We start from the raw sequence: 26,561 nt of genomic DNA, 5'->3' as shown, positions 1-26,561 counted from the left end.
CACCCTCGCGGGCTTTCCTCCGGGCGCTTCCCTCCGGTCTTGCGTTTCCGACTCTATCAGACTCTTCCGTGTCCGATTCCCGGCCGAAGCGGGTCTCACTTTTTGCTTTTCAGCGGTTCCAACCTTACCAGATTCATTTCGTTCCGTTTCCGGTTCGAGTTTGAATTCCGGTGGCCGTTGAAGTGGCCTTGCCTTTCGGCTGATTCGACTTTATCAGAAGCGTTTCGGCCAAACCTAATCGGCTTCAACTTCAGAAGTTGGGAATCGATGGCTCTGCGGAAACTTTGTTTCCGGTGAGAGCGAGATAGATATTAACGACTTGAACCCGAACTTGTCCAGTTCGCGCTAACCGTTTAAATCTACCTCCCCCACGTCGCCGTGTCAACGGTTTTTTGGGGCGAGGAGGAGACTAGCAGGTCAGCGGGGTCGTATGCACATCAGGCGGCCATCGGCAGCTCGGCGCTTCGTTCGATCGCGTCCAGGTCGCCCACATCACCGGGACAGGCCGCACCGCCGCCGAGGACCTAGACGTACCCGAGGAAGAGCAGTTCCACGGGCGTGCCCAGCGAGATGCGGGCCCAGGTGGGTAGGCCGGGCCGAGGACGCGAAGGCCCTCGGTAGCGCCTGACACGAACAGCACCGGTACCAGGCGGAGGGTCGGCCACGTTGACGAAGAGGACCCAGATCGCCGGCGCGCAGAGGAAGACGCCCAGCACCAGGCGCATGGAGGCGGCCTGCGTCTTGTTCGTCCAGACCCGGGCGGCGAAGGAGGTCACCACCCGGGTGGCTGGAGCAGTTGGTCTCGTACTCGCTGCCCGGAGCCCTCATGCGGTGCAGATCCTCCGGGGCCGCGATGGCCGGCTGCGCCTCCGAATGGGTGCCGATCCACCAGCCCGTCAGCTCTGCCGGAAGCGTGGAGAGGACCTCGGCCGGTATCCACCAGTGCCGGAGGAGTGGACCGCGGCGGGGAATCCCGCCGTGAGGATCGCGCGACATCGCGCCAGGACGCACGCCGCGTACCGGGCACCGTGGGACGGACGCGCGACGAGCAGCGGGTCGGGGCGCTGGACTGGATCGGGGAGAGAGGGGTGGCCCTGCGCTGGTAGAGGTCGACGACTTCGCCGGCTTCCGCGCGGGCGCTCGGGGGCGTGTGCGCCCGCTGCCAGTACGGGTGGCGGGGGCTCGGCGCGTACGCCTGCCACCGGATTCGTGCCGTCCGCCTAGCGTTCGGAGGGCGGGGAGTCCAGCTCTTCGAGCTCGATGCCGGGGGCGGAGAGCACCACGTCGCCGGCAAGGTGGACGGTGTGCCGCTCGCCCGTGTCCAGGGCGCTGACCTGGTATTCGTCCACCTTCAAGGGGCCGTTGTCAGTGGGGTGCGCTTCACTGTTCACCAGGGCCCAGGACTGGTCGAGCGTACGGGGGGCGAGGACCGGGTCCGTGAAGGTGACGACCCGGACGCGGGTCTCGGGGGAGGCGGGGGCGAGGCGCAACAGACGAGCGGTCGCGACGAGGAAAGCGGGGGAGGTGCCATGGAAGGCGTGGGCGCGGACATTGCCTTCGGTGGCGTGGATGCCCGTCGGATCGGTACGGACCCAGGTGAGGCCCTCCAGGGCGGCGCCGCGGACCTGCCAGTCGGAGGCATGGAGTTCGAGACGGAGGGGGCGGCCGAGTTCATCGAGGGTGAGATCGAGGGATCCCAGGTGACTGCCGGACGGGGCGGTCGTTTGGGAGATGTAGCGCCAACCGGAAGGGCCGGGCGCGCAGTGGAAGTGTTCTTCGCCGAGGGGGGTGTGGTCGTGGACATCGTGGAGCGAATATCGGCCGCGGGGCATGGGGTCCTTCGGTCCTCGGCTCGTGCGGGTGCGGTACGGCGCAGGCCCCCGACACGGGGGTGCGGGGGCCTGCGTTCGTCGCTGCTGCTGATCGGCCCGAGTCGCTGAGGACCCGGCGCCGCTGAGGCGCTCCGCGCTGTGGGGGCCGCCGGTGACCGGTCACCGGCGAGCTCCTGCAGCGCGTGGCGGGGTCAGTAGCGGTAGTGGTCGGGCTTGTAGGGGCCTTCGACCTCGACGCCGATGTAGGCGGCCTGCTCGGGGCGGAGGGTGGTCAGCTTGACGCCGAGCGCGTCCAGGTGGAGGCGGGCGACCTTCTCGTCGAGGTGCTTGGGCAGCACGTAGACGTCGGTCGGGTACTCCTCGGGCTTCGTGAACAGCTCGATCTGGGCCAGGGTCTGGTCCGCGAAGGAGTTCGACATGACGAAGGAGGGGTGGCCGGTCGCGTTGCCCAGGTTCAGCAGGCGGCCCTCGGACAGCACGATGAGGACCTTGCCGTCCGGGAACGTCCAGGTGTGGACCTGCGGCTTGACCTCGTCCTTCACGATGCCGGGGACCGCCGCCAGGCCGGCCATGTCGATCTCGTTGTCGAAGTGACCGATGTTCCCCACGATGGCCTGGTGCTTCATCCGGGCCATGTCCGAGGCCATGATGATGTCCTTGTTGCCCGTCGTCGTGACGAAGATGTCGGCCTGCTCGACCACGTCGTCCAGGGTCGCGACCTGATAGCCGTCCATCGCCGCCTGCAGGGCGCAGATCGGGTCGATCTCGGTGACGATGACACGGGCGCCCTGGCCGCGCAGCGACTCCGCGCAGCCCTTGCCCACGTCGCCGTAGCCGCAGACGACGGCGGTCTTGCCGCCGATCAGGACGTCGGTGGCGCGGTTGATGCCGTCGATCAGCGAGTGGCGGCAGCCGTACTTGTTGTCGAACTTCGACTTCGTCACCGCGTCGTTCACGTTGATCGCCGGGAACAGCAGGGTCCCGTCGCGGTGCATCTCGTACAGGCGGTGGACGCCGGTGGTGGTCTCCTCGGTCACCCCGCGGATCTCGGACGCAAGCTGCGTCCACTTCTGCGGGTTCTCACCGAGGGTGCGGTTGAGCAGCGTCAGGATGTGCGCGTACTCCTCGCTGTCCGCCGTGGACGGGTCCGGGGCGGCACCCGCCTTCTCGAACTCGACGCCCTTGTGTACCAGGAGCGTGGCGTCACCGCCGTCGTCCAGGATCATGTTCGGGCCGCCGGTGGGCGTGTTCGGCCAGGTCAGCGCCTGCTCGGTGCACCACCAGTACTCCTCCAGCGTCTCGCCCTTCCAGGCGAAGACCGGGACACCCTGCGGGTTCTCCGGGGTGCCCGCCGGGCCGACCGCGATGGCCGCGGCCGCGTGGTCCTGGGTGGAGAAGATGTTGCAGGAGGCCCAGCGCACCTCGGCGCCGAGAGCGACCAGCGTCTCGATCAGCACCGCCGTCTGCACGGTCATGTGCAGCGAACCGGTGATACGGGCGCCGGCCAGCGGCTGCGCGGCGGCGTACTCGCGGCGGATCGACATCAGACCGGGCATCTCGTGCTCGGCAAGGGTGATCTCCTTGCGGCCGAAGACCGCCAGGGAGAGATCGGCGACCTTGAAGTCCGGTCGGTTGGGGGCCGTCGTCATAACGGGCTGCTCCTCGTTGTGGAGTCGAGGGTGGGTAGGGCGGCTCTGCGGCGGCGGGCACACGAATGCCCGGGGCGCGCGCAGCGCAGTCCGTCGGAGGCCCTCTCTCCCTCGGCCGGTCCGGCGTACGGACCGATCGACCGCCATCAGCAGCGACGTCTGACACTGCCGTCGAATCTACACCGAACGGCGCAGCCGCTCCCAGTCCACCGGAGCGGGTCCGGGGCGGAAGCGGCTGTGACGGGTACGCGATGGCGGGTCCGGTGGGGTCAGTGGCCGGATTCCGTCGGGCCGGTGTCCTCCGTGCCCGCCGGGGTGCCGGGAGCCTCGGGGCCCGGCTCGGCGGCTCCCGGTTCCGGCGCTTCCGGACCGGGGGTGCCGGCACCGCCGGGGGTCTTGGCCGGGTTGACGCCGGCCGCGGCGGCCGCCGCGTTGTAGATGTCCGGTTCCAGGTAGATCACCCGGGCGATCGGGACGGCCGCGCGGATGCGGGACTCGGCGGCGTTGATGGCGTTGGCGACCTCGTCGGCGGTGTCGTCGTGCTGGACGGCGATCTTGGCGGCCACCAGCAGCTCCTCCGGGCCGAGGTGGAGGGTGCGCATGTGGATGACGCCGGTGACGGTGTCGCCGTCGACGACCGCCTCCTTGATCTTCTCGACCTGTTCGGTGCCGGCGGCCTCGCCGAGCAGCAGGGACTTGGTCTCGGCGGCCAGCACGATCGCGATGGCGATCAGCAGGATGCCGATGCACAGGGTGCCGATGCCGTCCCACACACCGTTGCCCGTGCCGAGGGCGAGGCCGACACCGCCGAGGGCGAGGATCAGACCGATCAGCGCGCCCAGGTCCTCCAGCAGGACGACGGGCAGTTCCGGGGCCTTCGCGCGGCGGATGAAGTCCGTCCAGCCGAGCGAGCCGCGCAACTCGTTGGACTCCTTGATCGCCGTACGGAAGGAGAAGCTCTCGGCGATGATCGCGAAGATCAGGACGCCGACCGGCCAGTACCAGGCCTCCAGCTCGTGGGGGTGCCTGATCTTCTCGTAGCCCTCGTACACCGCGAACATGCCGCCGACGGAGAACAGGACGATGGAGACGAGGAAGGCGTAGATGTAGCGCTCGCGGCCGTACCCGAAGGGGTGCTGGGGGGTGGCCTCGCGCTGTGCCCGCTTGCCGCCGAGGAGCAGCAGGCCCTGGTTGCCGGAGTCCGCCAGCGAGTGGACGCTCTCCGCGAGCATCGACGAGGAGCCGCTGAACAGGAACGCCACGAATTTGGCCACCGCGATCGCGAGGTTGGCGCCGAGTGCCGCCACGATCGCCTTGGTTCCGCCTGACGCACTCATGGGTGCCTGGTGTCCCTTCTTCGGTCTGCGGCTCCGGCGGCCGCGGTATGGCGGCACATTGTTGCAGCCGCCGTCGCCAACGGTTCGTCAGGCCACCACTGTGGCACGGAACAGCGTGCCCGTTCCGGACACCAGGACCTGCTCGCCCGCCGGTACGAAGACCGATGCGCCGGGGGCGAGACCGACGTCGCCGGCCTTCGGGGCGCCCGCCGTGCAGAGCAGGATCTGCGGCGTGTCCGCGGTCAGATCGGCGAGGGCGGCGCCGGGTGACAGGTCGAAGCGGGAGAGGCGGAACTCGTCGACCGGTGTCTCGTACAGCTCCTCCCCCGACGGGGACGCCTCCGGGCGCAGGATGCCCGGGTCGGTCGCCTCGAAGCGGACGATGCGGAGGAGTTCGGGGACGTCGATGTGCTTGGGCGTCAGCCCGCAGCGCAGCACGTTGTCCGAATTGGCCATGATCTCGACGCCGAGGCCGTCGAGGTACGCGTGCGGGACGCCGGCGCCGAGGAACAGGGCCTCGCCGGGCTGGAGCCGCACGTAGTTGAGCAGCATGGCCGCGATGACGCCCGCGTCGCCGGGGAAGTGGTGGGCAATGCGGGCGTACGGGGCGTAGTCACCGCCGATCCGTTCCGCGGCGGCCGCGGCGGCGGTCACCGTTTCGGCCATCTCGTCCGGGTCCGCGGTGAGGATCGCCGTCAGCACCTCGCGCAGGGCGGCCTCTTCGGGCTGGGCGCGCAGCAGGTCCGCGTACGGCTTGAGGGAGTCGACACCCAGGCCCTCCATCGCCTCGGCCGCCTCCAGGGGCCGGCGGAATCCGCACAGGCCGTCGAAGGGGGTGAGCGCGCAGATCAGTTCGGGCTTGTGGTTGGCGTCCTTGTACGTGCGGTGCGGGGCGTCGATCGGGACGGACCGGCGCTCCTCGTCCGCGTAACCCGCCTTGGCCTGGTCGAGGTTCGGGTGCACCTGGAGGGAGAGGGGGGCGCCGGCGGCGAGCAGCTTGAGGAGGAAGGGCAGCCGGGGGCCGAACTTCTCGACGGTCGCCGTGCCGAGTTCGCGGGCCGGGTCGGCGGCGATGACGTCGGTGAGGGACTGCTCGGCGGTGGTCCCGGTGCGGGTTATCCGGGAGGGGGCCCCGGGGTGGGCGCCCATCCACATCTCCGCCTGCGGCTCGCCGGTGGGGGCGACGCCGAGAAGGGCGGGGATCGCGGTGGTCGAGCCCCAGGCGTACGGGCGCACGGTGTTGGAGAGCCGGTCCATGGATTCTGTCCTTGTGTTGCTGTGTGCGGTGCTGTGCTGTCTTGCGGTGGTACGAGGTGCTTCACGCACCAGGTGGTACAAAAAGTTTCAGGCGCCGGCCGTGGAGGCGAGGGCCAGGTAGACGGCGGCGAAGTCGGTGACGGCGAGCAGCTCGGCGAGGGATTCGAGCGTGCCGCCCTCCTCCGGTTCGAGCTCGCTGATCGCCGTGTCGTGGCCCAGGGCCAGTTCGCGGGCCGCCGGGGCGGCGCTCAGGCCGCCGGTCGGGCGGTCGCGGAGCAGCACCACCCGGGCGTGCAGGGGCTCCGACTCCTCGACGCGGTCGCGGAAGAAGTCGTCCGGGTCCGCGCCTGCCGCGAAGGCGCCCGCCAGCAGGCCCCCGTGCGCCGGGAGCGCCTCGGGGAGCGCGGCGGCGAGGGCGGGGCGGCCCGAGAGCTCGGCCAGGACGGCGGCGAACCGGCGTCCGACCGGGCCGGCCGCGTCACCTTCCGTCCAGATCAGCGGCAGGCTGTCCGCGAGTTCGGCGGCGAGGGTCTTGGCCGGGTTGCTGTACGTGGCGATGGCCGGGCCGCAGCGCTCCGCCGTACGGTCCAGGCGGTCCGCGACGCTCTGCAGCGCCTCGGCGGGGGCGGTGACCAGGCCGACGCGGTCGAGCAGCGCGAGCAGCGGGGTGAACAGGGCCCAGAGCGTGCCGGGGCCTGCGGCCGACGTCTCGGCGTCGTACTCGCCGTGCGGGGCGGAGGCCATCGGTACGACGAGGCCGTGCACCCCGTGCACCGCCTCGCGCAGCGGGGAGCGCAGCGGGGCGACGGCCACGACGGTGCAGCCGCGCCGGTACGCCTGCTCCGCGAGGAGGGCGAGGCCCGGTTCGGAGCCGTCCGCGGTGGCGATGAGCAGCAGGTCCACGGAGCCGGCCCAGCCGGGCAGCGTCCAGCGCAGTGCGCCGGGGGCGGGGGCGACGCCGGTCGGGTGGATGCGGGTGACCGGGGCGGAAGCGCCGGCGAGCGCGGCGATCAGGTCCGCGACGCCGGTGGCGGCGGTGCCCGGGCCGGCGACGAGGACGGCGCGCGGGCGGCCCTCCGGTTTCAGCTCGCTGATCCCGGCCTCCGTCGCGTGCCGGGCGGCGGTACGGACCCGGGCCCCGGCCTCGGCGGCGCCGCGGAGCAGGTCGCGGCGGTCGGCTCGGGCCAGGGCGTCGGGGGCGTCGAGCAACGACTCGTCGAGCATGGGGCGGTCCTCCGATCACGTGCCGCTCACCGGCTGGTGCGGTGTGGGGCGGTTACGCCGGGTGCGGCGGTGGCGCCGTTACGCCGGGCGGCGGGCCTCGTCGACGAGGAGTACGGGGATGCCGTCCCGGACCGGGTAGGCGAGGCCGCAGTCGTCGCCGGTGCAGATGAGTTCCGGGCTGTCGGCTGCCGTTTCGTCGTCGAGGGGCGCGTGGCAGGCGGGGCAGGCCAGGATCTCCAGGAGGCCGGCTTCGAGCGGCATGGGGTGTCCCTTCGGGCGATTTCGTCTTGGGGCGGTAGCCCTTGTGGGGGCGAGGTCAGCCTACCGCCGGGGCGGGGCGGGGCGCCTGCGGCGGGGCTGGGCGCCGGGGGCGGGCCCTGGGCCTCTCCGCGCCCTTCCCGGAACCGGGGTGCTGCCCCGGGCCCCGCTCCTCAAACGCCGGAGGGCCGTTCCAGTGCTGCGGCAGCCGGGGTCTGCCCGGAAGGAGCGGCGTCGGGTGCATCCGGAGTTCTCGGCTCCGCTCGAACAGGGGAGACCCCACTCCCCGTCCTCGGCTCCGCTCGAACAAGGGAGACCCTCACTTCCCGGTGCGCCGGACGGAAGCCCTCGTACGGGATGCCCCGGGCTTCCGGTCCGGTGCGGCCGGAGTGCGTGCAGGGCGTCGCGACGGGACAGCCCTCAGCCCCTGATCAACCCCAGCACCTCGTCCCGTACCGACCTCATCGTTTCCTCGTCCTTCGCCTCCACGTTCAGGCGCAGCAAGGGTTCCGTGTTCGACGGGCGGAGGTTGAACCACCACGTGGGGGCGGTCACCGTGAGGCCGTCCAGGGTGTCTGCGGTGGCGTTCTCGCGGGTGGCGAAGGCGGTCCTGACCTTGGCTGTGCGGGCGGTCCGGTCGTCGACCGTGGAGTTGATCTCGCCGGAGGCGGCGTAGCGGTCGTACTGGGCGACCAGGGAGGAGAGGGGGGCGTTCTGGCCGCCGAGGGCGGCCAGGACGTGGAGGGCGGCGAGCATGCCCGTGTCGGCGTTCCAGAAGTCGCGGAAGTAGTAGTGGGCTGAGTGTTCGCCGCCGAAAATCGCGCCATGGGCGGCCATCTCGGCCTTGATGAAGGAGTGGCCCACCCGGGTGCGGACGGGGGTGCCGCCGTGTTCGCGTACGACCTCGGGGACGGAGTGGGAGGTGATCAGGTTGTGGATGATCGTGCCCCGGCCGCCGTTGCGGGCCAGTTCTCGGGCCGCGACCAGGGCCGTGATCGCCGACGGGGAGACGCCCTCGCCCCGTTCGTCGACCACGAAGCAGCGGTCCGCGTCGCCGTCGAAGGCCAGGCCCAGGTCGGCGCCCTCGGCCACGACGCGGGCCTGGAGGTCCGTGATGTTCTTGGGGTCCAGCGGGTTGGCCTCGTGGTTCGGGAAGGTGCCGTCCAGCTCGAAGTACATCGGGACCAGGTCCACGGGCAGCCCCGCGAAGACGGTGGGGACCGTGTGGCCGCCCATGCCGTTGCCCGCGTCCACGACGGCCTTCAGCGGGCGGATCTCCGTCAGGTCCACCAGCGAGAGCAGGTGGGCGGCGTAGTCCGTGAGGGTGTCCCGCCCGGTGACCGTCCCGGGGGTGAGCGGCTCGGGGGCGCCCTTCCGCGACCACTCCTCCACCAGCGTGCGGATCTCGGCCAGGCCCGTGTCCTGCCCGACCGGCGCCGCGCCCGCCCGGCACATCTTGATGCCGTTGTACTGCGCCGGGTTGTGCGAGGCGGTGAACATCGCGCCCGGCAGGTCCAGCGCCCCGGACGCGTAGTACAGCTGGTCCGTCGAGCAGAGGCCGATCATCGTGACGTCGGCGCCCCGCCCCGCCGCGCCCCGTGCGAACGCCCCGGACAGGGCCGGGGACGTGGGGCGCATGTCGTGACCGATCACGATCGCGGCCGCGCCGGTCACCTCGACGAACGCCGCTCCGAAGAGTCCGGCCAGTTCCTCGTCCCACTGGTCGGGCACGACTCCGCGCACGTCGTACGCCTTCACGAGCTGCGACAGGTCTGCGGTCACGGGCCGGTCCTCCTGGAGGTTTCTGCGGACCGCCAAACTACCCGGCGGCCGACGTCCCCTCAGGAATCGGGGGAGCGCAGGACACGGAGGTGACCCCTGCGGCCGACCCCCGTCTGGCCGCCGCCCCGCGTGCCGTCGCCGCGGTCCTGCGGACGCGCGGCCTCCCGTACGGCGTTGGCCAGCGCTTCCAGGTCGTCGCCGCTGGGGCGGCTGGGGGCGGAGGGGTCGGAGAGCCGGACGACCTCCCAGCCCCGTGGCGCGGTCAGCCGCTCGCTGTGCTCGGCACAGAGGTCGTAGCAGTGGGGCTCGGCGTAGGTGGCGAGCGGGCCGAGGACCGCAGTCGAGTCGGCATAGACGTACGTCAGTGTCGCGACGGCAGGGCGGCCGCACGCGGTGCGCGAACAGCGACGTACAGGGCTCACGATGTTGGACGGTACCGCACTCTTGAGCGGGCTGCGACGACTCTCCCCCGGCTCACCCCTCCGTGTCGTCCCGTGGCTCCGGCGCACAGCACCCCGGTGCAACTTCCCTGACCTGCGCGGGAGGAGAGGGGGAGCGCCTTGACGGCAATGATTCCGGTCACCGCTGTGCCGCGAACCTTTCACAAGGCGCGAGCTCAACGGTCGGGAGCGGGGCCGGAAACGGGCTCTCGTGTGGCCGGATTGTTCAAGAGCGGACAGGGGTCCCTGCGGCCACTCGGCCTCCGCCCGGAGGGGCACCGGAGCGTTAGGCTGCGTCGGTGATGGACAGTTCCGTACCGCCCCGCCCGTCCGAGCCGCGTCCGCGGCGCCGCGACCGACACGGTCGCGGTATGCGCGGGCCCGTCGCCCCGCCGCAGGTGCCGCTGTCGACGAGCCGTGCGGACAGCTTCCGCGATCTCGTCCAGGACTCCGTCGAACGGCTGGAGCGGCGCTGGCCCCAGCTGGCGGAGGTCGACTTCGTCGTCCTGGAGGTGCCGGAGACGGCGGAGGAGATCGTTCCGCTGGGCAACGCGGTTTCGGCCGAGAAGGGCCGGCCCGCCCAGATCTCCGTCTACCGGCGCCCTGTCGAACTCCGTACCAAGAGCCGCGACGAGCGCGCCCTGCTCATCCACGAGGTCGTGGTCGAGCAGGTCGCCGAGCTGCTGGGCCTGGCCCCCGAGTCCGTCGACCCCCGCTACGGGCAGGAGTAGCGGGGAAAGCCGCGGGGGGCAGTCGCTCTGCCGGGCCTCGCCCCCACGGCCTGACCCGCCCTCGCAGGGCCCTCAGTCGTCCAGCACCGACAGGTCCTGTCGGGCCGCCGGGACCTCCACCGTCCCCCGGTCGTCCGCCAGGGTCTGCACCGTGAACATCTGGATGCCGTCCACCGTCACGGTGAGCGTGCGGGCGGCGTGGACCGGGCCGCCCGACTGGGTCTCGACCGTCAGGGCGTACGTGCCCTTGAGGCCCGTCGGCACGGGCGGGGTGACCGCCGTGGTCGTGCCGGCCGCGACCTTGTACGTCTTGCTGACCGGCGTACCTCCCCCGCTGCCCGCGGAGGCGGTGACCTTGACGGTGCCGGCGGCGCCGGGGGCGGTGAGCGAGAGGACCGATCCCTTGGACCTGTTGTCGGCGACGGTCGCGCGCGCGCCGACCGGGCCGGTCGCCGGGATGTAGCCGACCTCCTGCTTGTCGCCCTTGCCCCGGACCACCCGCAACGCGGCGACCACCGGGGTCGCCCTGCCCTTCTCGGAGGGCACCAGCATCAGGGAGCCGGCCTCCCCGCGGGTGATGTCCTTCAGGTCGATCCCGGCGGTCATGTTCGACTTGACGTGCAGTTCCTCGTGGCCGGCGGGGGTGATCGCGCTGCTCTTGCCGAGCAGCTTCAGCTTGAGGTCGGCGTCGTCGTCGCCGGGCGCGAAGGCCACCAGGCGTACCGAGGTCGCGTCCGCCGGGATGCCGGGCAGCACGAGCGTGCTCGCCGGTTCGGCGGAGGCGGCGAGCCAGTCGCTGCCGGTCGTGTCGTCCGCCGTCCTGACAGCCGCGCCGACCCGGCCCGTACGGGTGGTGACGTGGACGGTCACGTCGTCGGCGGCCTTGCTCGTGAGCGTCGAGATGAGGACCCTCACGCCGGAGCCCGCCGGGACGGTGATGCCCTCGCCCACATCGGACTTGAGCGTGCCGTCCGGGCCGTACAGCTCGATGTCGGCGACGGCCGCGGTGTCGTCCGGGTTGGTGAGGTGGACGTAGTCCTCGCGGGACTTGGCGGTGCTGGCCGCCGGGAACCAGAAGTCGGTGTCGGGCGCGGTGCAGTTGATGCCGAGCAGGCCGCGTCCGTCGCCCGCCTCGACTGTGGTGGTCTGCTGGGCGGTCCAGCCCGGCGCCAGGCGGCCGGTCGCGGTGCCGATGAGCGCGGGCGAGTCCGCGCCCGACGCCTCGCCGGTGGCCGGCTTGCCGGGCTCCTCGAGGGAGACGACCGGCTTGCCCTTGTCCGGCTCCTTGCCCTTCTCGTCGGACTTCTCGTCCGACTTCGCCTCGTCCTTCGCGGACGACAGGAGTTCGGCTGCGCCGGCCGCGGCCGAACCGCCGCTCTTGTTCGGCGGCGTGTAGGCCGTGTACGCGGTCTCCGAGAGGTCGGAGAGGCCGGGCGCCGGGCAGAGCAGGCTGGTCCGTTCGACGGGCAGCCGCGCGGCCGTCTTCGCCTCCGCCGTGCCGTCGCCGTCCGGCACGTTGAGCGCGGCGAACCCGGTGACGGCGGCCAGGGCGACCGCCCCGGCGATGAGGGACAGGCTGCTGGTGGACTTCACTCGGACTCGCCTCGCGATGCGTTACCGGTCGGCCACGGGTTCTGGCCCGGGGCGGGGTTCTCGGGGTTCTGCGGGCCGTACGGGGGCTGCTCGCCGTACGGCCCGGCCTCGGCGTCGTGCCCGTTCGGGTCGTACGGGGGCGGGTCGTACGGGCCCGCGTACCGGCCGTCCTGATACTGCGGGTAGCCGTTGCCCCGGTACGGGTCCTGGGCGTTCGCGCCGTACTCGTCCTGCTGCTGCGGATAGCCGTACGGGTGGTAGCCGCCGGCGTCCTGCTGCTGCCCCTCCACGTACTGGCCGTCCTGGTACTGCGAGTAGCCCGCCTCCTGGTACTGGCCCTGCCGGCCGTCCCACTCGCCGTACTGCTGCTGCGGCACGAAGGCGCCCTCGCCCTCCGGGACACCTTCGGGGGCCGGATCGGTTTCCGGATCCCGCTGGGCGGGAACGTACGCCGGTTCGTCGCCGGTGTGCCCGTACGCAGGCTGCTCGCCGGTCTCCTCCTGGTTCCGGGTGGCCTCCTCCGCGCCCGGCTCCCCGGCGCCGGCCTCGCTCTCGGCCAGGGCGGCGGCGCGCAGCCTGCGGGCGCGGCGGCCCTCACCGGCGACCGGTTCGGCGGCGACCGCCTCGGCCTCCTCGGGCAGGTCGTCGTCGATCTCCCGGCGGCGCCCCGGCAGGGCCATGACCACCAGGACCACGGCGAGCGCGATCTGCGCCCAGATCCACACGGTGTGCGTGAAGGGGGCCTCGTACGTGAGGTCCAGGGTGCCGCCCTCGGCGGGGAGTTCGAAGCCCTGGGCCCAGCCGTCGACGGTCTTGGCGGTCAGCACGCGGCCGTCGAGCGTGGCGTGCCAGCCGGGGTCGGCGGCGTCGGCGATCCGCAGCACCCGGCCGGCGGCGCCCGCCGGGATCTTCGTGTGTGCCTCGACCGGCCGGGAGCCCACGGGGAGTGGCTCGTCACCGGCGGCGGACGGGACGATCATGATGCGGGCCACCTGGCGGTCCACCCGCCACAGGGCGCTGCCGTCCAGCTGGCTGAGCCGGCTGAGGCCCGGGGTCGCGTCGAGCACCCGGCTCATCTGCTTGGGCGCCCCGTCGCGCACGAGGACGTAGCGGATCGCGAAGCCGCTGAGCTGGCTGCCCTGGTCGGCGCCGGAGCCGGCGACCAGGTTGGCGACGACCTTGTCGAGGTGGCTGTTGCCGCCCCGGGCCTCGGCCAGTTCCGCGTCGCCGATCCGGGCGCCCGAGCCGCGGACGAGGGTGTAGTCGACGGAGGCGGACGAGGTGCCGCCCAGGACCAGGGTGCGCGGCTGGTCGCGGGTGCCGCTCTCCTCCGCGACGAACGCGGGCACCTGGACCGGGTCGCGGCGCTCCAGCGGCCCCGCCGCGCCGCCGATCATCCAGCCGGCGGCGGCCAGCACGGGGGCCAGCCCTGCCGCGAGGGCGATCAGGGCCGCGACCGGCTGGCGCCAGCCGAAGCTGAGCTCGGCGACGCGGATGCGGGCGCCGTCCGCGCCGACCAGCGCGGCGGCGATGAGCGCGGCGCCGTAGACGAGGGTGGCGGGGCCCGCCCAGCCCGAGCCGTTGGCGAGCCCGGCGAACGCCAGGCCCACCAGCGCGGCCGCCCAGGCGGTACGGACGGCGAACCGCCGCTCCCCGCGCAGCAGGGCGGCCAGCGCCGCGAGGACGATGCCGAGGAGCAGGACGCCGCCCGCCGCCTTCGGCCCGCCGGGGCTGATGCCGAGCAGGTCCAGCGCGGAGGCGGAGCCCGTACCGGTCTCCAGACCGGCTTCCTTCAGGAACGCGGACGGGCTGCTCAGCAGCGACAGCGACCAGGGTGCGAGGACGAGCAGCGGGGTGCCGACGGCGGCGAGGAAGCGGAGCCCGTAGGCCGTGATGTCGTCACGCCGCAGCGCCAGGACGCCGAGGCCGAGGACCACGGCGAGCGGCCACACGATCGGCGTGAACGCCATCGCGAGGGTGAGGAGCAGGGTGTACGCCCAGGTGGCGCGCCAGCTGCCGCGGGCGGCGCCGGTGGCCCGCATGCCGTGCGCGGAGACGGCCGTGCGGGCGATCAGCGGCAGCAGGACGGCCAGGACGGCGGTGCCGAGCCGGCCGGTCGCCAGGGCGCCGGTCGCGGCGGGCAGGAAGGCGTACGCGATGCTCGCCCAGGCGCGCAGCAGCCGGGAGGGCAGCAGCGGGCGGGTGACGAAGTACGCGGTGAGCCCGGCGAGCGGCACCGAGCAGACGAGCAGCAGGGTGAGCGCGAAGCCGGTGGAGCCGAGGAAGAGCGCGGACAGGGCCGAGATCACGGCGAGGTAGGGCGGGGCGGTCTGGGTGCCGCCGGTGCCGACGGCGTGCCAGCCGTCCGCGTACCTGCCCCACAGGTCGGAGGCGTCGCCGGGGGCGGGCAGCAGGGCGCCGCCGGCCAGCGCGCCGCCGCCGATGAGGCCGCGGCAGGCGACGAGGGAGACCAGGAGCAGCACGGCGAAGAGGACCGGGCCCGGCTTGCGGCCGACCTTCTTCAGCCGGGCGAACTGGTCGATCTCCAGGTAGTCGGCGTCGTCGCCGCCGGGTCCGGACTCGACGGCGCCGTGCCGGGAGCCGCCGGAGTCGGCGTCGGAGCCGTCGCCGAAGTTCCCGGCGACCTGCTCGACGGTCGCGCGGATGGTGGCGCCGGGTGCGGGGAAGAGACCGCGCAGTTCGGCGGCGTCGACGACGCCCTTCCCCCGGGCGCGGCGGGCGGCCAGGATGCGGCCGGGGCGCAGCAGGGTGCTCAGGAGGCCGGTGACCTCGTCGAGCGCTTGGCCGGGGACCTTGCCGACGAGGTAGGCGAGGGTGCGCAGCAGGGTGCCGAGCACGAGCCGCAGCAGCACCCAGGGCAGCTGCTTGCCGCGGGCGTTGACGAGCATCGTGTAAACGGCGCCCGCCTTGTCCACGCGGTGCGGGCTGGCCACCGAGCGGCCGGCGCAGTCGATGGGGCGGCGTTCCCGCGCGGAGGCCTCGGCATGCCGCAGGACGGCTTCGGGAGCCACGAGCACCCGGTGGCCGGCCAGGTGGGCCCGCCAGCACAGGTCGACGTCGTCGCGCATCAGCGGGAGCCTGCGGTCGAAGCCGCCCAGCTCCTCCCAGACGTCGCGTCGCACGAGCATGCCGGCGGTGGAGACGGACAGGACGCTACGGACCTGGTCGTGCTGGCCCTGGTCCTGCTCGCGGCGGTCGAGGCCGGTCCAGCGGCGTCCGCTGTTGGCGATGGAGACGCCGACCTCGAGGAGCTGGCGGCGGTCGTACCAGCCGCGCAGTTTGGGGCCGACGATCGCGGCGTGCCGGTCGTTGTCGACGACGCGCAGCATCTCGGCGAGCGCGTCGGGCGCGGGCGCGCAGTCGTCGTGGAGCAGCCAGAGCCACTGCACCGGCTCGCCGTGCGGCAGCTCGGGCATCTCGTACGCCTCGTCGCGCCAGGTCCGGGTGACCGGGTCCCAGCCGCTGGGCCGCTTCAGGTAGGGCAGGTCGTCCGGGGTGAGGACGCCGGCCGTGCGGCTCGCCTCGTCGACGGCGGTGCCGAAGCTCGTACGCCGCGCGAGGTGCAGGACCCGGTCGGCGCCGAGCGCCTCGGTGACCAGGCGTGCGGAGTCGTCGGCGCTGCCGGTGTCGGCGGCGATGACGTTCTGTACGGGGCGTTCCTGGCCGAGCAGCCCGGTGAGCGCGTCGGGCAGCCAGCGTGCGCCGTCGTGGGAGACGAGCACGGCGGTGACGACATGCCGGGGGAACTCGGGGGCGGCGGCGGCCGCGTACGGCGCCGTTGATTGGCTGTGCACGGACATCGAGGTACGGGCCCTCCGGCCGGGTCCGGGGGGCGTCCCCCCGGGGGCTGCATCGGTGTACACGCGCGCCCTGTCGGGTCGTTGGCGCGTCTCGGACGGGGCCCCACACTAACGGTACGGATGAACCGGAGTGCGCGGAGCGGTTGTCCAAGGGTGCGATGGGGTAGCGGGGCGGCGCGGATATCGGGCCCGGCCCGGCGTGAGGGCGGGGTCTGCCGGGCATGGCGATGGCCCGCGGCCTGCCGGGGCAGGTCGCGGGCCATGGGGTGTGCGGCGGTGCGTGGTGGGGCGGCCCGGTCAGACCGCCGCCTTCTTCAGGCGTCGGCGCTCGCGCTCGGAGAGACCGCCCCAGATACCGAACCGCTCGTCGTTGGAGAGGGCGTACTCCAGGCACTCGGACCGGACTTCGCAGGCGAGACAGACCTTCTTCGCCTCGCGGGTCGATCCGCCCTTCTCGGGGAAGAAGGACTCGGGATCGGTCTGGGCGCACAGCGCGCGCTCCTGCCAGCCGAGCTCCTCGTCCGCGTCCTCGACCAGCAGTTGCTGGAACAGCTCGGTCATGTGCGCCCCTCGTCCGTCTCTTGCGTCCCGTGATGCGGCCGTTACCGAATCGGCCGAACGACACGGGTGAAATTACAAGCGTGTAGCTCTGGCTGGTCAAGCCCGGATCTGCTATTGGCCCCGGCATTCACCCTGCGGCACCAACCGTATGCGTTAAGTGTTCAAATCACCAAAAAACTGACATATGCCAAGACCCCTCCCGCACCCTCGCCCTCACGGAGGCAAACCGCCGGGAACTCGGACACGTTGCGATTCGATCACCGAAGCGATCAAGATCACATTCGGGTCACGGGGCCGTGCCCACGTTTGGCGGCACGGCTGTTGCGCCACCTCTCCCCGCCGAAGGCTGCCAAAACCTTTCTCCGGGCGGAGTAACCGGATGAGGTGAAACATTGCCCCCGAACCCGGCATCGGGTTGACAGTGGATGGTTCTCCGGCTCTCCTTGATGGCATGCCAGTGACCTCAGCGACGCACGCCACCCGCATCCGTGGGTTCCGTAGCGCTGTCCAGGCTCGCTGTTGCTGTTCCAGCTGTCTCAGCTGTTGATGCCGCCGACGCCGTCGTAGCCCCCGCGCTCCGGCCCGGCCCCGCTCGTCCCGGACCTCCGGCCCCTCCCACGCGGCCCTTCGGGTTTCGCGGCCACCGCCTCCCGGTGCCCGGTCCCCGGTCCTCGCGACGAGTCCACCGCACCGCCCTCCGTACTCGCACCCCGCCGAGGAACCCCCGCTCCCATGAACAGCAGCGACAGCGACCTCCAGATCGCCGGCGACCTCCTGGAGGTCCAGCACCTTCTTCGCCCCGCCCGCGAACACCCCGTCACCGTGGCCGAGTTCGTCGGCCTCGCCCGCACCATCGCCGCCGACCGCGACCGGTGGGCCCCGCTCGTCCAGTACGACGCCACCACCCGCTGGTACCACCGCCTGCGCGCCGTCCCCCAGGCTCCCGGCTCCGCTCGGCCGGGGGAGACCCCACTCGGTTACGAGGTCTGGCTCCTGAGCTGGGTGCCCGGCCAGGGCAGCGGGCTGCACGACCACGGCCCGTCCTCCGGCGTGCTGACCGTGCTCGACGGCGAACTGACCGAGCGTACGGACCGGGGGAAGCGGACGCTGGGCGCCGGAGCGCAGCGCGTCTTCGCCCCCGGCTACCTCCACGACGTCGTCAACGACTCCCTCGAACCGGCCGTCAGCCTGCACATCTACTACCCGGGCCTCACCGACATGCCGATGCACGCCGCGCAGTGCACCCCGGCGGTCGCCACGGCCTGAACGGCCCGCGTCCACGCACCCGCAGCTCCTGAGACCCCGAAGCCCCGGCCAGCCCCACCCGTCGCCCACCACCACCCCGACAAGGACCAGGCTTCGCCCGACAGTCCTACCCGTCACCCACCACCACCCCGACAAGGATCAGGCTTCGCCTGACAGACTGTTTGCATGCGCATTGTGGTTCTGGCCGGCGGTATCGGTGGTGCTCGTTTCCTGCGTGGCCTCAAGGAGGCCGCTCCCGAAGCGGACATCACGGTCATCGGCAACACCGGTGACGACATCCATCTGTTCGGGCTCAAGGTCTGCCCCGACCTCGACACCGTGATGTACACCCTCGGCGGTGGCATCAACGAGGAGCAGGGCTGGGGCCGGGCCGACGAGACCTTCCACGTCAAGGAGGAGCTCGCCGCGTACGGTGTGGGCCCCGAGTGGTTCGGGCTCGGCGACCGGGACTTCGCCACGCACATCGTCCGTACGCAGATGCTCGGCGCGGGCTACCCGCTCAGCGCCGTCACCGAGGCGCTCTGCGCGCGCTGGAAGCCGGGTGTGCGGCTGCTGCCCATGTCCGACGACCGCGTCGAGACGCACGTGGCGATCGACGAGGACGGCGAGAGCCGGGCCGTGCACTTCCAGGAGTACTGGGTGAAGCTGCGGGCCTCCGTGGAGGCGCGGGCGATCGTGCCCGTCGGCGCGGAGCAGGCCAAGCCGGCGCCCGGCGTCCTGGAGGCGATCGCCGGGGCCGACGTCATCCTCTTCCCGCCGTCGAACCCGGTCGTCTCCGTCGGGACCATCCTCGCCGTGCCCGGCATCCGCGAGGCCATCGCCGACGCCGGGGTGCCGGTCGTCGGCCTCTCCCCCATCGTCGGTGACGCGCCGGTGCGCGGGATGGCCGACAAGGTCCTCGCGGCGGTGGGCGTCGAGTCGACGGCCGCCGCGGTCGCCGAGCACTACGGGTCCGGGCTGCTCGACGGCTGGCTCGTCGACACCGTGGACGCGGGCGCGGTCGACCGGGTGGAGGCGGCGGGCATCCGCTGCCGGTCCGTACCGCTGATGATGACCGACGCCGCCGCCACCGCCGAGATGGCGCGGCAGGCGCTGGCCCTCGCCGAGGAGGTCCGCGCGTGAGCGCCGCCGACGCCCCCTCCTACCGGGTGTGGGCCCTGCCCGGGATGCCCGAGGTGCGGGCCGGGGACGATCTCGCGAAGCTGATCGCGGCCGCCGAGCCGGGCCTCGCCGACGGCGACGTACTGCTCGTCACCTCGAAGATCGTCTCCAAGGCGGAGGGCCGGATCGTCGAGGCCACCGACCGGGAGGCGGCGATCGACGCCGAGACGGTGCGGGTGGTGGCGCGGCGCGGTGCGCTGCGGATCGTCGAGAACCGGCAGGGCCTGGTCATGGCCGCCGCCGGCGTCGACGCGTCGAACACCCCGGCCGGCACGGTCCTGCTGCTCCCCGAGGACCCCGACGCCTCGGCCCGGACGATCCGGGAAGGACTGCGGGCGGCGCTCGGCGTCGAGGTCGGCGTCCTCGTCACGGACACCTTCGGCCGGCCCTGGCGCAACGGGCTGACCGACGTCGCGATCGGTGCGGCCGGGGTGCGGGTGCTGGACGACCTGCGGGGCGGGCACGACACGTACGGCAATCCGCTGAGCGCGACCGTGGTCGCCACCGCCGACGAGCTGGCCGCCGCGGGTGACCTGGTCAAGGGCAAGGCGGACGGACTGCCCGTCGCGGTGGTGCGCGGGCTCGGGCATGTCGTGGACGCGGCGGACGGGCAGGGCGCCCGCGCGATGGTGCGGGTCGCGGCCGACGACATGTTCCGGCTGGGGACCTCCGAGGCGGTACGGGAGGCGGTGACCCAGCGGCGTACGGTGCGCGAGTTCACCGACGAGCCGGTGGATCCGGGGTCGGTACGGCGTGCGGTCGCCGCAGCGGTGACCGCGCCGGCGCCGCACCACACGACGCCGTGGCGGTTCGTCCTGCTGGAGTCGCCGGAGTCCCGGACCCGGCTGCTCGACGCGATGCGGGAGGCGTGGATCGCGGATCTGCGGCGCGACGGCAGGAGCGAGGAGTCGATCGCCAAGCGGGTGCGGCGGGGCGATGTGCTGCGCCGGGCGCCGTACCTGGTGGTGCCCTGTGTGGTGAGCGACGGTTCGCACACGTACGGGGACGAGCGGCGGGACGGCGCGGAGCGCGAGATGTTCGTGGTCGCCGCGGGAGCGGGCATCCAGAACTTCCTGGTGGCGCTGGCCGGGGAGCGGCTGGGGTCGGCGTGGGTGTCCTCGACGATGTTCTGCCGGGATGTGGTGCGGTCTGTTTTGAGGCTGCCCGGGTCCTGGGATCCGTTGGGGGCGGTTGCGGTGGGGCATGCGGTGGCGGCCCCCGGGCCGCGGGGTGGGCGGGACGCGGAGGACTTCCTCGTCGTGCGGTGAGGTTGCGGCGGCGCGGGGCGGTTTCGGGGCTCTGCCCCGGGCCCCGGTCCTCAATCGCCGGACGGGCTTGATTTTGGCCCGGCCCGGGGCGCTTCCGCGAGCTCGGTTCGGCTCGGCCCGGTACTCGCCTGCGGGCTTGATGTGGCTGGGGCCTCGTCCTCAATCGCCGGACGGGCTTGGTCGCATCGCCGGGCGGGCTTGAACGAGGCGCAGGTGTTCTACAGCCGCGCGATGTCCCTGGGCTGGAAGCGCGGTGCTCTTCGCGGAGGCGTCGCGCCCGAGAGCAGGATGAGGCGGGTCGCTCGGTGGCGTTGGCCCTCGTACGGGGCCAGGAGGGCCAGCATCTCCTCGTCGTCGGCGTTGCGGTTGCCCGCCAGGGCGTGGCCGACGATGCCGGGGAGGTGGAAGTCGCCCACCGTCACCGCGTCCGGGGCGCCGTTCGAGCGCTGCAGGGTCTCCGCCGCCGTCCAGGGGCCGATGCCCGGGACCGCCTGGAGGCGGGCCAGTGCGTCGGGGAGGTCCATCGCGGCCGCCTCCTCCATCCGGCGGGCCACCCGGACCGTGCGCAGGATCGTCGCCGAGCGCTTGCTGTCGACGCCCGCGCGGTGCCAGTCCCAGGACGGGATCAGCGACCAGGTGCGGGCGTCCGGCATGACATAGAGGCCGTACTCCTGCGGGCCCGGCGCGGGCTCCCCGTACGTACGCACCAGGAGGCGCCAGGCGCGGTACGCCTCGTCCGTCGTGACCTTCTGCTCCAGGATCGACGGGATCAGCGACTCCAGCACCAGGCCCGTGCGCAGCAGCCGCAGTCCGGGCCTGCGGTGCTGGGTCCGGGCGAGCAGGCGGTGGCGGGGGGTGAAGGCCGCCGGGTCGTCGCCCTCGCCGAGCAGCGTGGGCAGCTGGTCCAGCAGCCAGGATGCCCCGGGCCCCCAGGCGGACGCCTCGATCCGGCCCCCGCGGGCGGCGATGTGGAGCGTGCCGGGGCCCTCAGGGGTGCGGCTGGCCCGGCGGACGGAGCCGTCGGCGGACATCCGGAACGTGGGGTCGGCGGGGCCCCGGCGCAGGGGGCCGAGGACGAGCCGCAGGTCGAACGGGCCCGGCGGGGTCCAGACGCGGGTCAGGGCCGACGGTACGGGCGTGGTCGCCGCCTGGTGCGGGACGGGCGCGCGCCGGGCGTTGCGGGGAGCGAATCGTCCTGCCACGGATGAGGTCCTCGGTCGTCGGGGCTGCCTGTCGAGGGTACGGCTGTTCTCGGCCACTCGGTTCGTGGACGGGCCGGGGCGGCCCGGGCGCTCACTCGTCCGGGGAGAACCGCACCGAGGCGTCCGGCAGGCGCGCCCCGCACCAGACGCGTACGCCCTCGCGCAGCTCGTTGTCGGCGCCCACCTCGGCCCCGTCGCCGACGACCGCGCCGGCCAGCACCGTACGGCTGCCGATCCTGGCGCGTGCTCCGACCAGGGAGTCCGTGATCACCGCGCCGGGTTCGACGACGGCGCCCGCGAGGATGGTGGAGCCGTCGATCCGGGCGCCCTGGCCGATCACCGCGCCGTCGCCGACGACCGTGCCGCCGGAGAGCTTGGCGTCGGAGGCGACGGAGGCGGTCGGCAGGACGAGGCGGTCGCCGCAGCGGCCCGGCACGGCCGGGGACGGGGCGCGGCCGAGTACCAGGTCGGCCGAGCCCCGGATGAACGCCTGCGGGGTGCCGAGATCCAGCCAGTACGTGGAGTCGACCATGCCCTGGAGGTGGGCGCCGTCGGCGAGGAGGCCGGGGAAGGTCTCGCGCTCGACGGAGACGGGGCGGCCGGCCGGGATGGTGTCGACGACCGAGCGGCGGAAGATGTACGCGCCGGCGTTGATCTGGTCGGTGACGATCTCCTCGGGCGTCTGCGGCTTCTCCAGGAAGGCGGTGACGCGGCCGGTGTCGTCGGTCGGCACGAGGCCGAAGGCGCGCGGGTCCTCGACCCGGGTCAGGTGGAGGGAGACGTCGGCGCCGGATTCGGCGTGCGAGGTGACCAGGGCCCGGATGTCGAGTCCGGTGAGGATGTCGCCGTTGAAGATGAGGACCGGTTCGTCCGGGCCGGAGGCGAGGCGGTGGGCGACGTTGCGGATGGCGCCGCCGGTGCCGAGCGGTTCGCGCTCGGTGACGTACTCGATGTGCAGGCCGAGGGAGGAGCCGTCCCCGAAGTACGGCTCGAAGACCTCGGCGAGGTACGAGGTGGCGAGGACGATGTGCTCGACGCCGGCGGCCCGGGCACGCGCCAGTTGGTGTGTGAGGAAGGGGACGCCCGCCGCCGGAACCATGGGTTTGGGCGTGTGCACCGTGAGCGGGCGCAGCCGGGTTCCCTTGCCGCCGACCAGGAGGATCGCTTCTTTTGCCTCTGTCACAGCACTGTCTTCGCTTCCTGCTGGGGCCGGGCCTGGTGGGTCAACAGCTTCTTCGGCTGGCCAGTGTATGCAGACCTCGGGGACGTCCTTCGGCCAGCGGCCCGCAGCAGGTGTGGCGCTGGTGTCAGCGCCCCTGCAGGCGGGCCGACGTCGTCCGGGCGGTCCCGAGCTTCTTGTAGAGACGCGCTCCGGGGCATTCGGTTGCGAATCCGTCGCGATGGCCCGAGATGACGTTCAGTTTGACCTTCTTGCCCTTCTTGTATGTGGTGCTGCCGCCCGAGACCAGGGTCACCTTGCCCCTCGGGTCGGCACCGAACAGGCCGAGCTTCCAGGCGGTGAGCCCGGAGACGGCGGTGACGGCGGCGGCGGGCGGGTTGGAGCTGCTGTACGTGCCGAGGACGGCGATGCCCATGGTGTTGGCGTTGAAGCCGAGGGTGTGGGCGCCCATGACCGCCTTGGTCACACCGCCTGCCCGGCCCTCGTAGATGTTTCCGCACTTGTCGACCATGAAGTTGTAGCCGAGGTCGCGCCACCCGTTGCTCTTGACGTGGAAGCGGTAGATGCCCCGGATCACCGAGGGCGCCTGCGAGCAGCTGTAGCTGTTGCCGGTGGCGCTGTGGTGGACGAAGGCCGCCTTGACGGACTTGGTGTACGCGAACGCCTTCTCGCGCAGCTTCTCGTCGGCGCCCCAGCCCTTGCGGGTGACGATGCGCGGGCGCGGCCCGATGTACGGCTTCGCGGCGGGCGCGAGACCGGCGGCGGCCTCGGTTTCGGTTTCGGTTTCGGCCCGGTCCAGGGCGGGAAGCGCGACGGACTCCTGCCCTGCCGTACGGTCCGCGCCGGCCGCGCCCGTCACGTCCTGCGGGTCCTCGCCCGGGTCGACGAGTTCGAGGTGCAGTCCGGCGGGCAGCGGTACGGAGGCGGCGTCCCCGGTGGCCGGGGCCTCGGGGCGGACCCGGACCTGGACGCCGTCGGAGGCGCCGACCCAGAGCGGGGCGGTGGAGCCCTTGACGGTCCCGGCCGCGCGTTCGGCGGAGCCGGGGTCGGGGGCGTGTTCGGCGTTGTGCGTCTCCAGGTCCTGCCAGCCGGACCAGCTGCGGGTGCCGGCGGCGCGGGTGCGGACCTGGGCGGTGCCGTGGAGTTCCGCCTCGGCGTCGTCCCAGACGACGCCGACCATGGAGAACGGGCGGACATCGCGCTCGGTCAGCCCCTGCTCCCCGGCCGGTGCGCCGGTGGCGCGGGTGGAGGGCGACAGCGCGTCCAGGGGCAGCGACTGCGTCGAGCCGGGGAGGTCGTTCTCGCGGGCGGGGGCGGCGGAGGCGTCGGCGGGCGCGGCGAGCGGCAGGACGAGGGCTGCCGTGCAGGTGACGCCAATGGCGGATGCAAGGAAGGCACGCATACATATGATCCTTGACATAACCGGACAAATTCGGCTACCCGGATCGCGCCGGGTCGTTGACGGACCGTCTGCCGAACCGGTGCACGCGGCAGCCTCGGCGCCCGGTGCCCTCCGGCCCGGCCGCGTACGCTTCCGCCCATGAACGCCAGCGACCGCACCCCCGCCGACCTGCTGCGTTCCGCGCTCGCCGCGGACCCGGCCCGCCCCATGGTCACCTTCTACGACGACGCCACCAAAGAGCGCGTCGAACTGTCGGTGGCCACCTTCGCCAATTGGGTGGCCAAGACCGCCAACCTGCTGCAGGGGGACCTGGCCGCCGAGCCCGGTGACCGGCTCGCGCTGCTGCTGCCCGCGCACTGGCAGTCCGCCGTCTGGCTGCTGGCCTGCGCGTCGGTGGGCGTGGTGGCCGAGGTGCAGGGCGACCCGGCCGCCGCCGACCTCGTCGTCTCCGGCCCGGACACGCTGGACGCGGCGCGGGCCTGCCGGGGCGAGCGGATCGCCCTGGCGTTGCGTCCGTTGGGCGGGAGGTTCCCGCAGGCGCCCGAGGGGTTCGCGGACTACGCGGTGGAGGTGCCGGGCCAGGGCGACCGGTTCGCGCCGTTCGCCCCGGTGGACCCGGAGGCGCCGGCGCTGACGGTGGGCGGGGCCGCGTTCACGGCGGCGGAGCTGGTAACCCGGGCCCGCGAGGACGGGACGGCGCTGGGCCTGGGCGCCGGTTCGCGGCTGCTGTCGGGGCGTACGTACGACACCTGGGAGGGGCTCAGCGCCGGGCTCTACGCGCCCCTCGCGACCGGGGGCTCCGTGGTCCTGTGCCGCCACCTCGACCGGCTGGGCGCGGACGCGCTGGCGCAGCGGGTGGAGAGCGAGCGGGTCACGCTGACGGTGTGAAGGGGAGCGGTGCGCCTCGGCCGGCGCGGGCCCCGCACCTGGTACGACAAGCGGTCCGAGGGGCACCCGTCCGGCCCAGCGTGGGCCGAGCCCTCCGCTCTGCGGCTCAGCCCCCGGTACATGATCTGCGGTACGGACCACCAGAGGTCTCCCCCAGGCACAACCAAGCGTGAGGTTCAGCCGTCTACTTCTGCGACCGGCGGCCCAGCGCGCCGCCGAACATGAAGGATGGACGCAGACGTGACCGAAAGCGCCGGCACTCCGGGCGACCCCGACGAGTCGGCCGCGGGCGAGGACCGGACGCCGGACGCACCACCGCCGCCCGCGGGGGAGGACGCGCCGCCGCCCGCAGAGCAGGACGCGCCCCGGCCCGACGGGGAGGATGCGCCGAAGCCCTCCGGGAAGACCGCTCCCGGCGGGGAGACCCGCAGCGGGTCCGGCCGCGGGCCCGGTCCGGAGGCGGCCCAGGAGGGCGGGAGCGCGGCCGTCGCCATCACCGTCAAGCGGAAGCGGCACTGGCTGCGCTGGACCGCGCTCGGGGTCTCGTTCGTCGTCCTCGTCGCCGCGGGTGTGGGCTGGTGGCTGTACAAGAAGCTCGACGGCAACATCCGCACGGACACCTCGGCGGCGGCCGAGCTGAAGGCGTACGAGAAGGAGCGGCCGGTCTCCGTCGTCCACGACGCGGAGAACATCCTGCTCATCGGCTCGGACAGCCGGGCCGGCGACAACCGCAGGTACGGCCGCGACGACGGGGGCAGCCAGCGCTCGGACACGACGATCCTGCTGCACCTGGCGGCGAACCGGAAGAGCGCGACCGCGATGTCGGTCCCGCGCGACCTGATGGTGGACATCCCGGCCTGCCACAAGGCGGACAAGACCACCACCAGGCCCCAGTTCGCGCAGTTCAACTGGGCGTTCGAGATGGGCGGGACCGCCTGCACCATCCGGACCGTCGAGAAGATGACGGGCATCCGCATCGACCACCACATGGTCATCGACTTCAACGGCTTCAAGGACATGGTCGACGCGGTGCACGGGGTGGAGATCTGCCTCAAGGAGCCGGTCGACGACAAGGACGCCCACCTCAAGCTCAAGGCGGGCCGCCACAAGCTCGACGGGGAGCAGGCGCTCGGCTACGTACGGGCCCGCAAGTCGCTCGGCAACGGCAGCGACACCGACCGCATGGACCGCCAGCAGCAGTTCCTGGGGGCGCTGGTCAACAAGGTGCAGAGCAACGGCGTCCTGCTCAATCCGACCCGGCTCTACCCGGTGCTGGACGCGGCCACGAAGGCGCTCACCACCGACCCGGGTCTCGACAGCCTGAAGGACCTGTACGAGCTGGTGCGGGGCATGCGGGACGTCCCCACCGAGAAGGTCCAGTTCCTGACCGTCCCCCGGCAGCCGTACCACCTGAACCGGAACCGGGACGAACTGGTGCAGCCCGACGCGGACAAGTTGTTCAAGCAGTTGCGCGAGGACAAGCCGGTCGTCGTGGTGCCCGCCGACAAGATCGAGGACGGAGACAGGAGCGACGCCGAGAGTCCGGCCCCCGCCGACTCCTCGGCTCCGTCCCCCACACCCACGTATTCGGGGAACAATGCCGCGACCGACCTGTGCAAGCAGTAAAGCAATGGCCAAACAGACATCAGCATTCGGCGTGCAATGGGAGGAATGCCCGGTTGTAAGGGCCGTGGAATGTGTCACGCGCG

The 26,561-nt window shown here is 72.6% G+C and carries 20 protein-coding genes and 1 pseudogene; 6 read left to right on the top strand and 15 right to left on the bottom strand.

Annotation, left to right across the window (positions count from 1 at the left end):
* Positions 1-437 precede the first annotated feature (437 nt).
* From ABZ564_RS15405 to ABZ564_RS15365, 9 genes and pseudogenes are all read right to left on the bottom strand, one after another.
* Positions 438-1,132: pseudogene (locus tag ABZ564_RS15405) on the bottom strand (stage II sporulation protein M); the annotation flags it as partial.
* Between the two features lie 88 nt (positions 1,133-1,220).
* Positions 1,221-1,832: a hypothetical protein gene (locus ABZ564_RS15400; RefSeq protein ID WP_360855522.1), complete on the bottom strand. Its 612-nt coding sequence runs from the start codon at positions 1,830-1,832 to the stop codon at positions 1,221-1,223.
* Between the two features lie 191 nt (positions 1,833-2,023).
* Positions 2,024-3,481: an adenosylhomocysteinase gene (gene ahcY / locus ABZ564_RS15395; protein WP_360855519.1), complete on the bottom strand. Its 1,458-nt coding sequence runs from the start codon at positions 3,479-3,481 to the stop codon at positions 2,024-2,026.
* A 269-nt stretch (positions 3,482-3,750) separates the two neighbouring features.
* Positions 3,751-4,818, bottom strand: coding sequence for a cation diffusion facilitator family transporter (locus ABZ564_RS15390; RefSeq protein WP_360855516.1), 1,068 nt, complete (start codon positions 4,816-4,818; stop codon positions 3,751-3,753).
* A gap of 87 nt (positions 4,819-4,905) precedes the next feature.
* The gene (gene manA, locus ABZ564_RS15385; RefSeq protein ID WP_360855514.1) at positions 4,906-6,075 is read right to left on the bottom strand and encodes a mannose-6-phosphate isomerase, class I; all 1,170 of its coding nucleotides are present in this window, start codon (positions 6,073-6,075) and stop codon (positions 4,906-4,908) included.
* Between the two features lie 87 nt (positions 6,076-6,162).
* On the bottom strand, positions 6,163-7,299 hold the full coding sequence (locus tag ABZ564_RS15380) for an SIS domain-containing protein (RefSeq protein WP_360855511.1): 1,137 nt from the start codon (positions 7,297-7,299) through the stop codon (positions 6,163-6,165).
* Between the two features lie 78 nt (positions 7,300-7,377).
* Positions 7,378-7,560, bottom strand: coding sequence for a Trm112 family protein (locus ABZ564_RS15375; protein WP_360855508.1), 183 nt, complete (start codon positions 7,558-7,560; stop codon positions 7,378-7,380).
* A 417-nt stretch (positions 7,561-7,977) separates the two neighbouring features.
* A complete protein-coding gene (locus tag ABZ564_RS15370) occupies positions 7,978-9,339 on the bottom strand; it encodes a phosphomannomutase/phosphoglucomutase (protein WP_360855505.1) in 1,362 nt (453 codons plus the stop codon).
* 59 nt (positions 9,340-9,398) lie between these two features.
* A complete protein-coding gene (locus ABZ564_RS15365; RefSeq protein ID WP_360855502.1) occupies positions 9,399-9,761 on the bottom strand; it encodes a DUF3499 domain-containing protein in 363 nt (120 codons plus the stop codon).
* A gap of 389 nt (positions 9,762-10,150) precedes the next feature.
* Between ABZ564_RS15365 and ABZ564_RS15360 the strand changes: the two genes are divergently transcribed.
* Complete coding sequence (locus ABZ564_RS15360) at positions 10,151-10,510, top strand: metallopeptidase family protein (protein WP_360855500.1); 360 nt, start codon at positions 10,151-10,153, stop codon at positions 10,508-10,510.
* A 72-nt stretch (positions 10,511-10,582) separates the two neighbouring features.
* Here the strand turns inward: ABZ564_RS15360 and ABZ564_RS15355 are convergent, their stop codons facing one another.
* The 3 genes from ABZ564_RS15355 to ABZ564_RS15345 all read right to left on the bottom strand — a co-directional run bounded on the left by ABZ564_RS15355 (position 10,583) and on the right by ABZ564_RS15345 (position 16,485).
* On the bottom strand, positions 10,583-12,103 hold the full coding sequence (locus tag ABZ564_RS15355; RefSeq protein ID WP_360855497.1) for a DUF5719 family protein: 1,521 nt from the start codon (positions 12,101-12,103) through the stop codon (positions 10,583-10,585).
* Positions 12,100-15,924, bottom strand: a complete 3,825-nt coding sequence (locus tag ABZ564_RS15350; RefSeq protein WP_360855494.1) for a glycosyltransferase — start codon at positions 15,922-15,924, stop codon at positions 12,100-12,102. Before ABZ564_RS15350 ends, ABZ564_RS15355 begins: the two co-directional genes overlap by 4 nt.
* A gap of 297 nt (positions 15,925-16,221) precedes the next feature.
* Entirely contained in the window at positions 16,222-16,485 is a 264-nt protein-coding gene (locus tag ABZ564_RS15345; RefSeq protein ID WP_030927001.1) for a WhiB family transcriptional regulator, read from the bottom strand.
* 732 nt (positions 16,486-17,217) lie between these two features.
* On the opposite strand from ABZ564_RS15345, the gene ABZ564_RS15340 reads away from it, so the two are divergent.
* The 3 genes from ABZ564_RS15340 (at position 17,218) to ABZ564_RS15330 (ending at position 20,180) form a co-directional block, all read left to right on the top strand.
* Positions 17,218-17,751 carry a cysteine dioxygenase family protein gene (locus tag ABZ564_RS15340; protein WP_360855491.1) on the top strand — a complete coding sequence of 178 codons (534 nt, stop codon included), beginning with the start codon at positions 17,218-17,220 and terminating at the stop codon, positions 17,749-17,751.
* A 165-nt stretch (positions 17,752-17,916) separates the two neighbouring features.
* Positions 17,917-18,873 carry a 2-phospho-L-lactate transferase gene (cofD, locus tag ABZ564_RS15335; RefSeq protein ID WP_360855488.1) on the top strand — a complete coding sequence of 319 codons (957 nt, stop codon included), beginning with the start codon at positions 17,917-17,919 and terminating at the stop codon, positions 18,871-18,873.
* Positions 18,874-18,917: 44 nt separating this feature from the next.
* Positions 18,918-20,180 carry a coenzyme F420-0:L-glutamate ligase gene (locus tag ABZ564_RS15330; RefSeq protein WP_360855543.1) on the top strand — a complete coding sequence of 421 codons (1,263 nt, stop codon included), beginning with the start codon at positions 18,918-18,920 and terminating at the stop codon, positions 20,178-20,180.
* A gap of 218 nt (positions 20,181-20,398) precedes the next feature.
* Here ABZ564_RS15330 and ABZ564_RS15325 read toward each other — a convergent pair whose 3' ends face one another.
* The 3 genes from ABZ564_RS15325 to ABZ564_RS15315 form a co-directional block, all read right to left on the bottom strand.
* Positions 20,399-21,382 (bottom strand): DNA-3-methyladenine glycosylase 2 family protein, encoded by a 984-nt coding sequence (locus tag ABZ564_RS15325; RefSeq protein ID WP_360855485.1) that lies wholly within the window; start codon positions 21,380-21,382, stop codon positions 20,399-20,401.
* Between the two features lie 91 nt (positions 21,383-21,473).
* Positions 21,474-22,565, bottom strand: a complete 1,092-nt coding sequence (locus ABZ564_RS15320; protein WP_360855482.1) for an NDP-sugar synthase — start codon at positions 22,563-22,565, stop codon at positions 21,474-21,476.
* Between the two features lie 124 nt (positions 22,566-22,689).
* Positions 22,690-23,964: an N-acetylmuramoyl-L-alanine amidase gene (locus tag ABZ564_RS15315; protein WP_360855479.1), complete on the bottom strand. Its 1,275-nt coding sequence runs from the start codon at positions 23,962-23,964 to the stop codon at positions 22,690-22,692.
* Positions 23,965-24,102: 138 nt separating this feature from the next.
* Here ABZ564_RS15315 and ABZ564_RS15310 point away from each other — a divergent pair, with 138 nt between their 5' ends.
* Together ABZ564_RS15310 and ABZ564_RS15305 are read left to right on the top strand one after the other, a co-directional pair.
* On the top strand, positions 24,103-24,852 hold the full coding sequence (locus ABZ564_RS15310; RefSeq protein WP_360855476.1) for a TIGR03089 family protein: 750 nt from the start codon (positions 24,103-24,105) through the stop codon (positions 24,850-24,852).
* Between the two features lie 240 nt (positions 24,853-25,092).
* Complete coding sequence (locus ABZ564_RS15305) at positions 25,093-26,478, top strand: LCP family protein (protein ID WP_360855473.1); 1,386 nt, start codon at positions 25,093-25,095, stop codon at positions 26,476-26,478.
* The last annotated feature ends 83 nt before the right edge of the window (positions 26,479-26,561 follow it).

The organism is Streptomyces sp. NPDC019224 (genome assembly GCF_040632605.1).
GTDB lineage: Bacteria > Actinomycetota > Actinomycetes > Streptomycetales > Streptomycetaceae > Streptomyces.
This window is presented reverse-complemented; position numbering and strand designations above follow the sequence as displayed.

What these genes read in the sequence shown, in the direction of transcription:
- cofD (WP_360855488.1), top strand. Translation starts at nt 17,917, where the DNA reads ATGCGCATTGTGGTTCTGGCCGGCGGTATCGGTGGTGCTCGTTTCCTG.
- ABZ564_RS15390 (WP_360855516.1), bottom strand. Translation starts at nt 4,818, where the DNA reads ATGAGTGCGTCAGGCGGAACCAAGGCGATCGTGGCGGCACTCGGCGCC.
- ABZ564_RS15400 (WP_360855522.1), bottom strand. Translation starts at nt 1,832, where the DNA reads ATGCCCCGCGGCCGATATTCGCTCCACGATGTCCACGACCACACCCCC.
- ABZ564_RS15375 (WP_360855508.1), bottom strand. Translation starts at nt 7,560, where the DNA reads ATGCCGCTCGAAGCCGGCCTCCTGGAGATCCTGGCCTGCCCCGCCTGC.
- ahcY (WP_360855519.1), bottom strand. Translation starts at nt 3,481, where the DNA reads ATGACGACGGCCCCCAACCGACCGGACTTCAAGGTCGCCGATCTCTCC.
- ABZ564_RS15345 (WP_030927001.1), bottom strand. Translation starts at nt 16,485, where the DNA reads ATGACCGAGCTGTTCCAGCAACTGCTGGTCGAGGACGCGGACGAGGAG.
- ABZ564_RS15330 (WP_360855543.1), top strand. Translation starts at nt 18,918, where the DNA reads ATGCCCGAGGTGCGGGCCGGGGACGATCTCGCGAAGCTGATCGCGGCC.
- ABZ564_RS15380 (WP_360855511.1), bottom strand. Translation starts at nt 7,299, where the DNA reads ATGCTCGACGAGTCGTTGCTCGACGCCCCCGACGCCCTGGCCCGAGCC.
- ABZ564_RS15340 (WP_360855491.1), top strand. Translation starts at nt 17,218, where the DNA reads ATGAACAGCAGCGACAGCGACCTCCAGATCGCCGGCGACCTCCTGGAG.
- ABZ564_RS15310 (WP_360855476.1), top strand. Translation starts at nt 24,103, where the DNA reads ATGAACGCCAGCGACCGCACCCCCGCCGACCTGCTGCGTTCCGCGCTC.
- manA (WP_360855514.1), bottom strand. Translation starts at nt 6,075, where the DNA reads ATGGACCGGCTCTCCAACACCGTGCGCCCGTACGCCTGGGGCTCGACC.
- ABZ564_RS15315 (WP_360855479.1), bottom strand. Translation starts at nt 23,964, where the DNA reads ATGCGTGCCTTCCTTGCATCCGCCATTGGCGTCACCTGCACGGCAGCC.
- ABZ564_RS15360 (WP_360855500.1), top strand. Translation starts at nt 10,151, where the DNA reads ATGCGCGGGCCCGTCGCCCCGCCGCAGGTGCCGCTGTCGACGAGCCGT.
- ABZ564_RS15350 (WP_360855494.1), bottom strand. Translation starts at nt 15,924, where the DNA reads ATGTCCGTGCACAGCCAATCAACGGCGCCGTACGCGGCCGCCGCCGCC.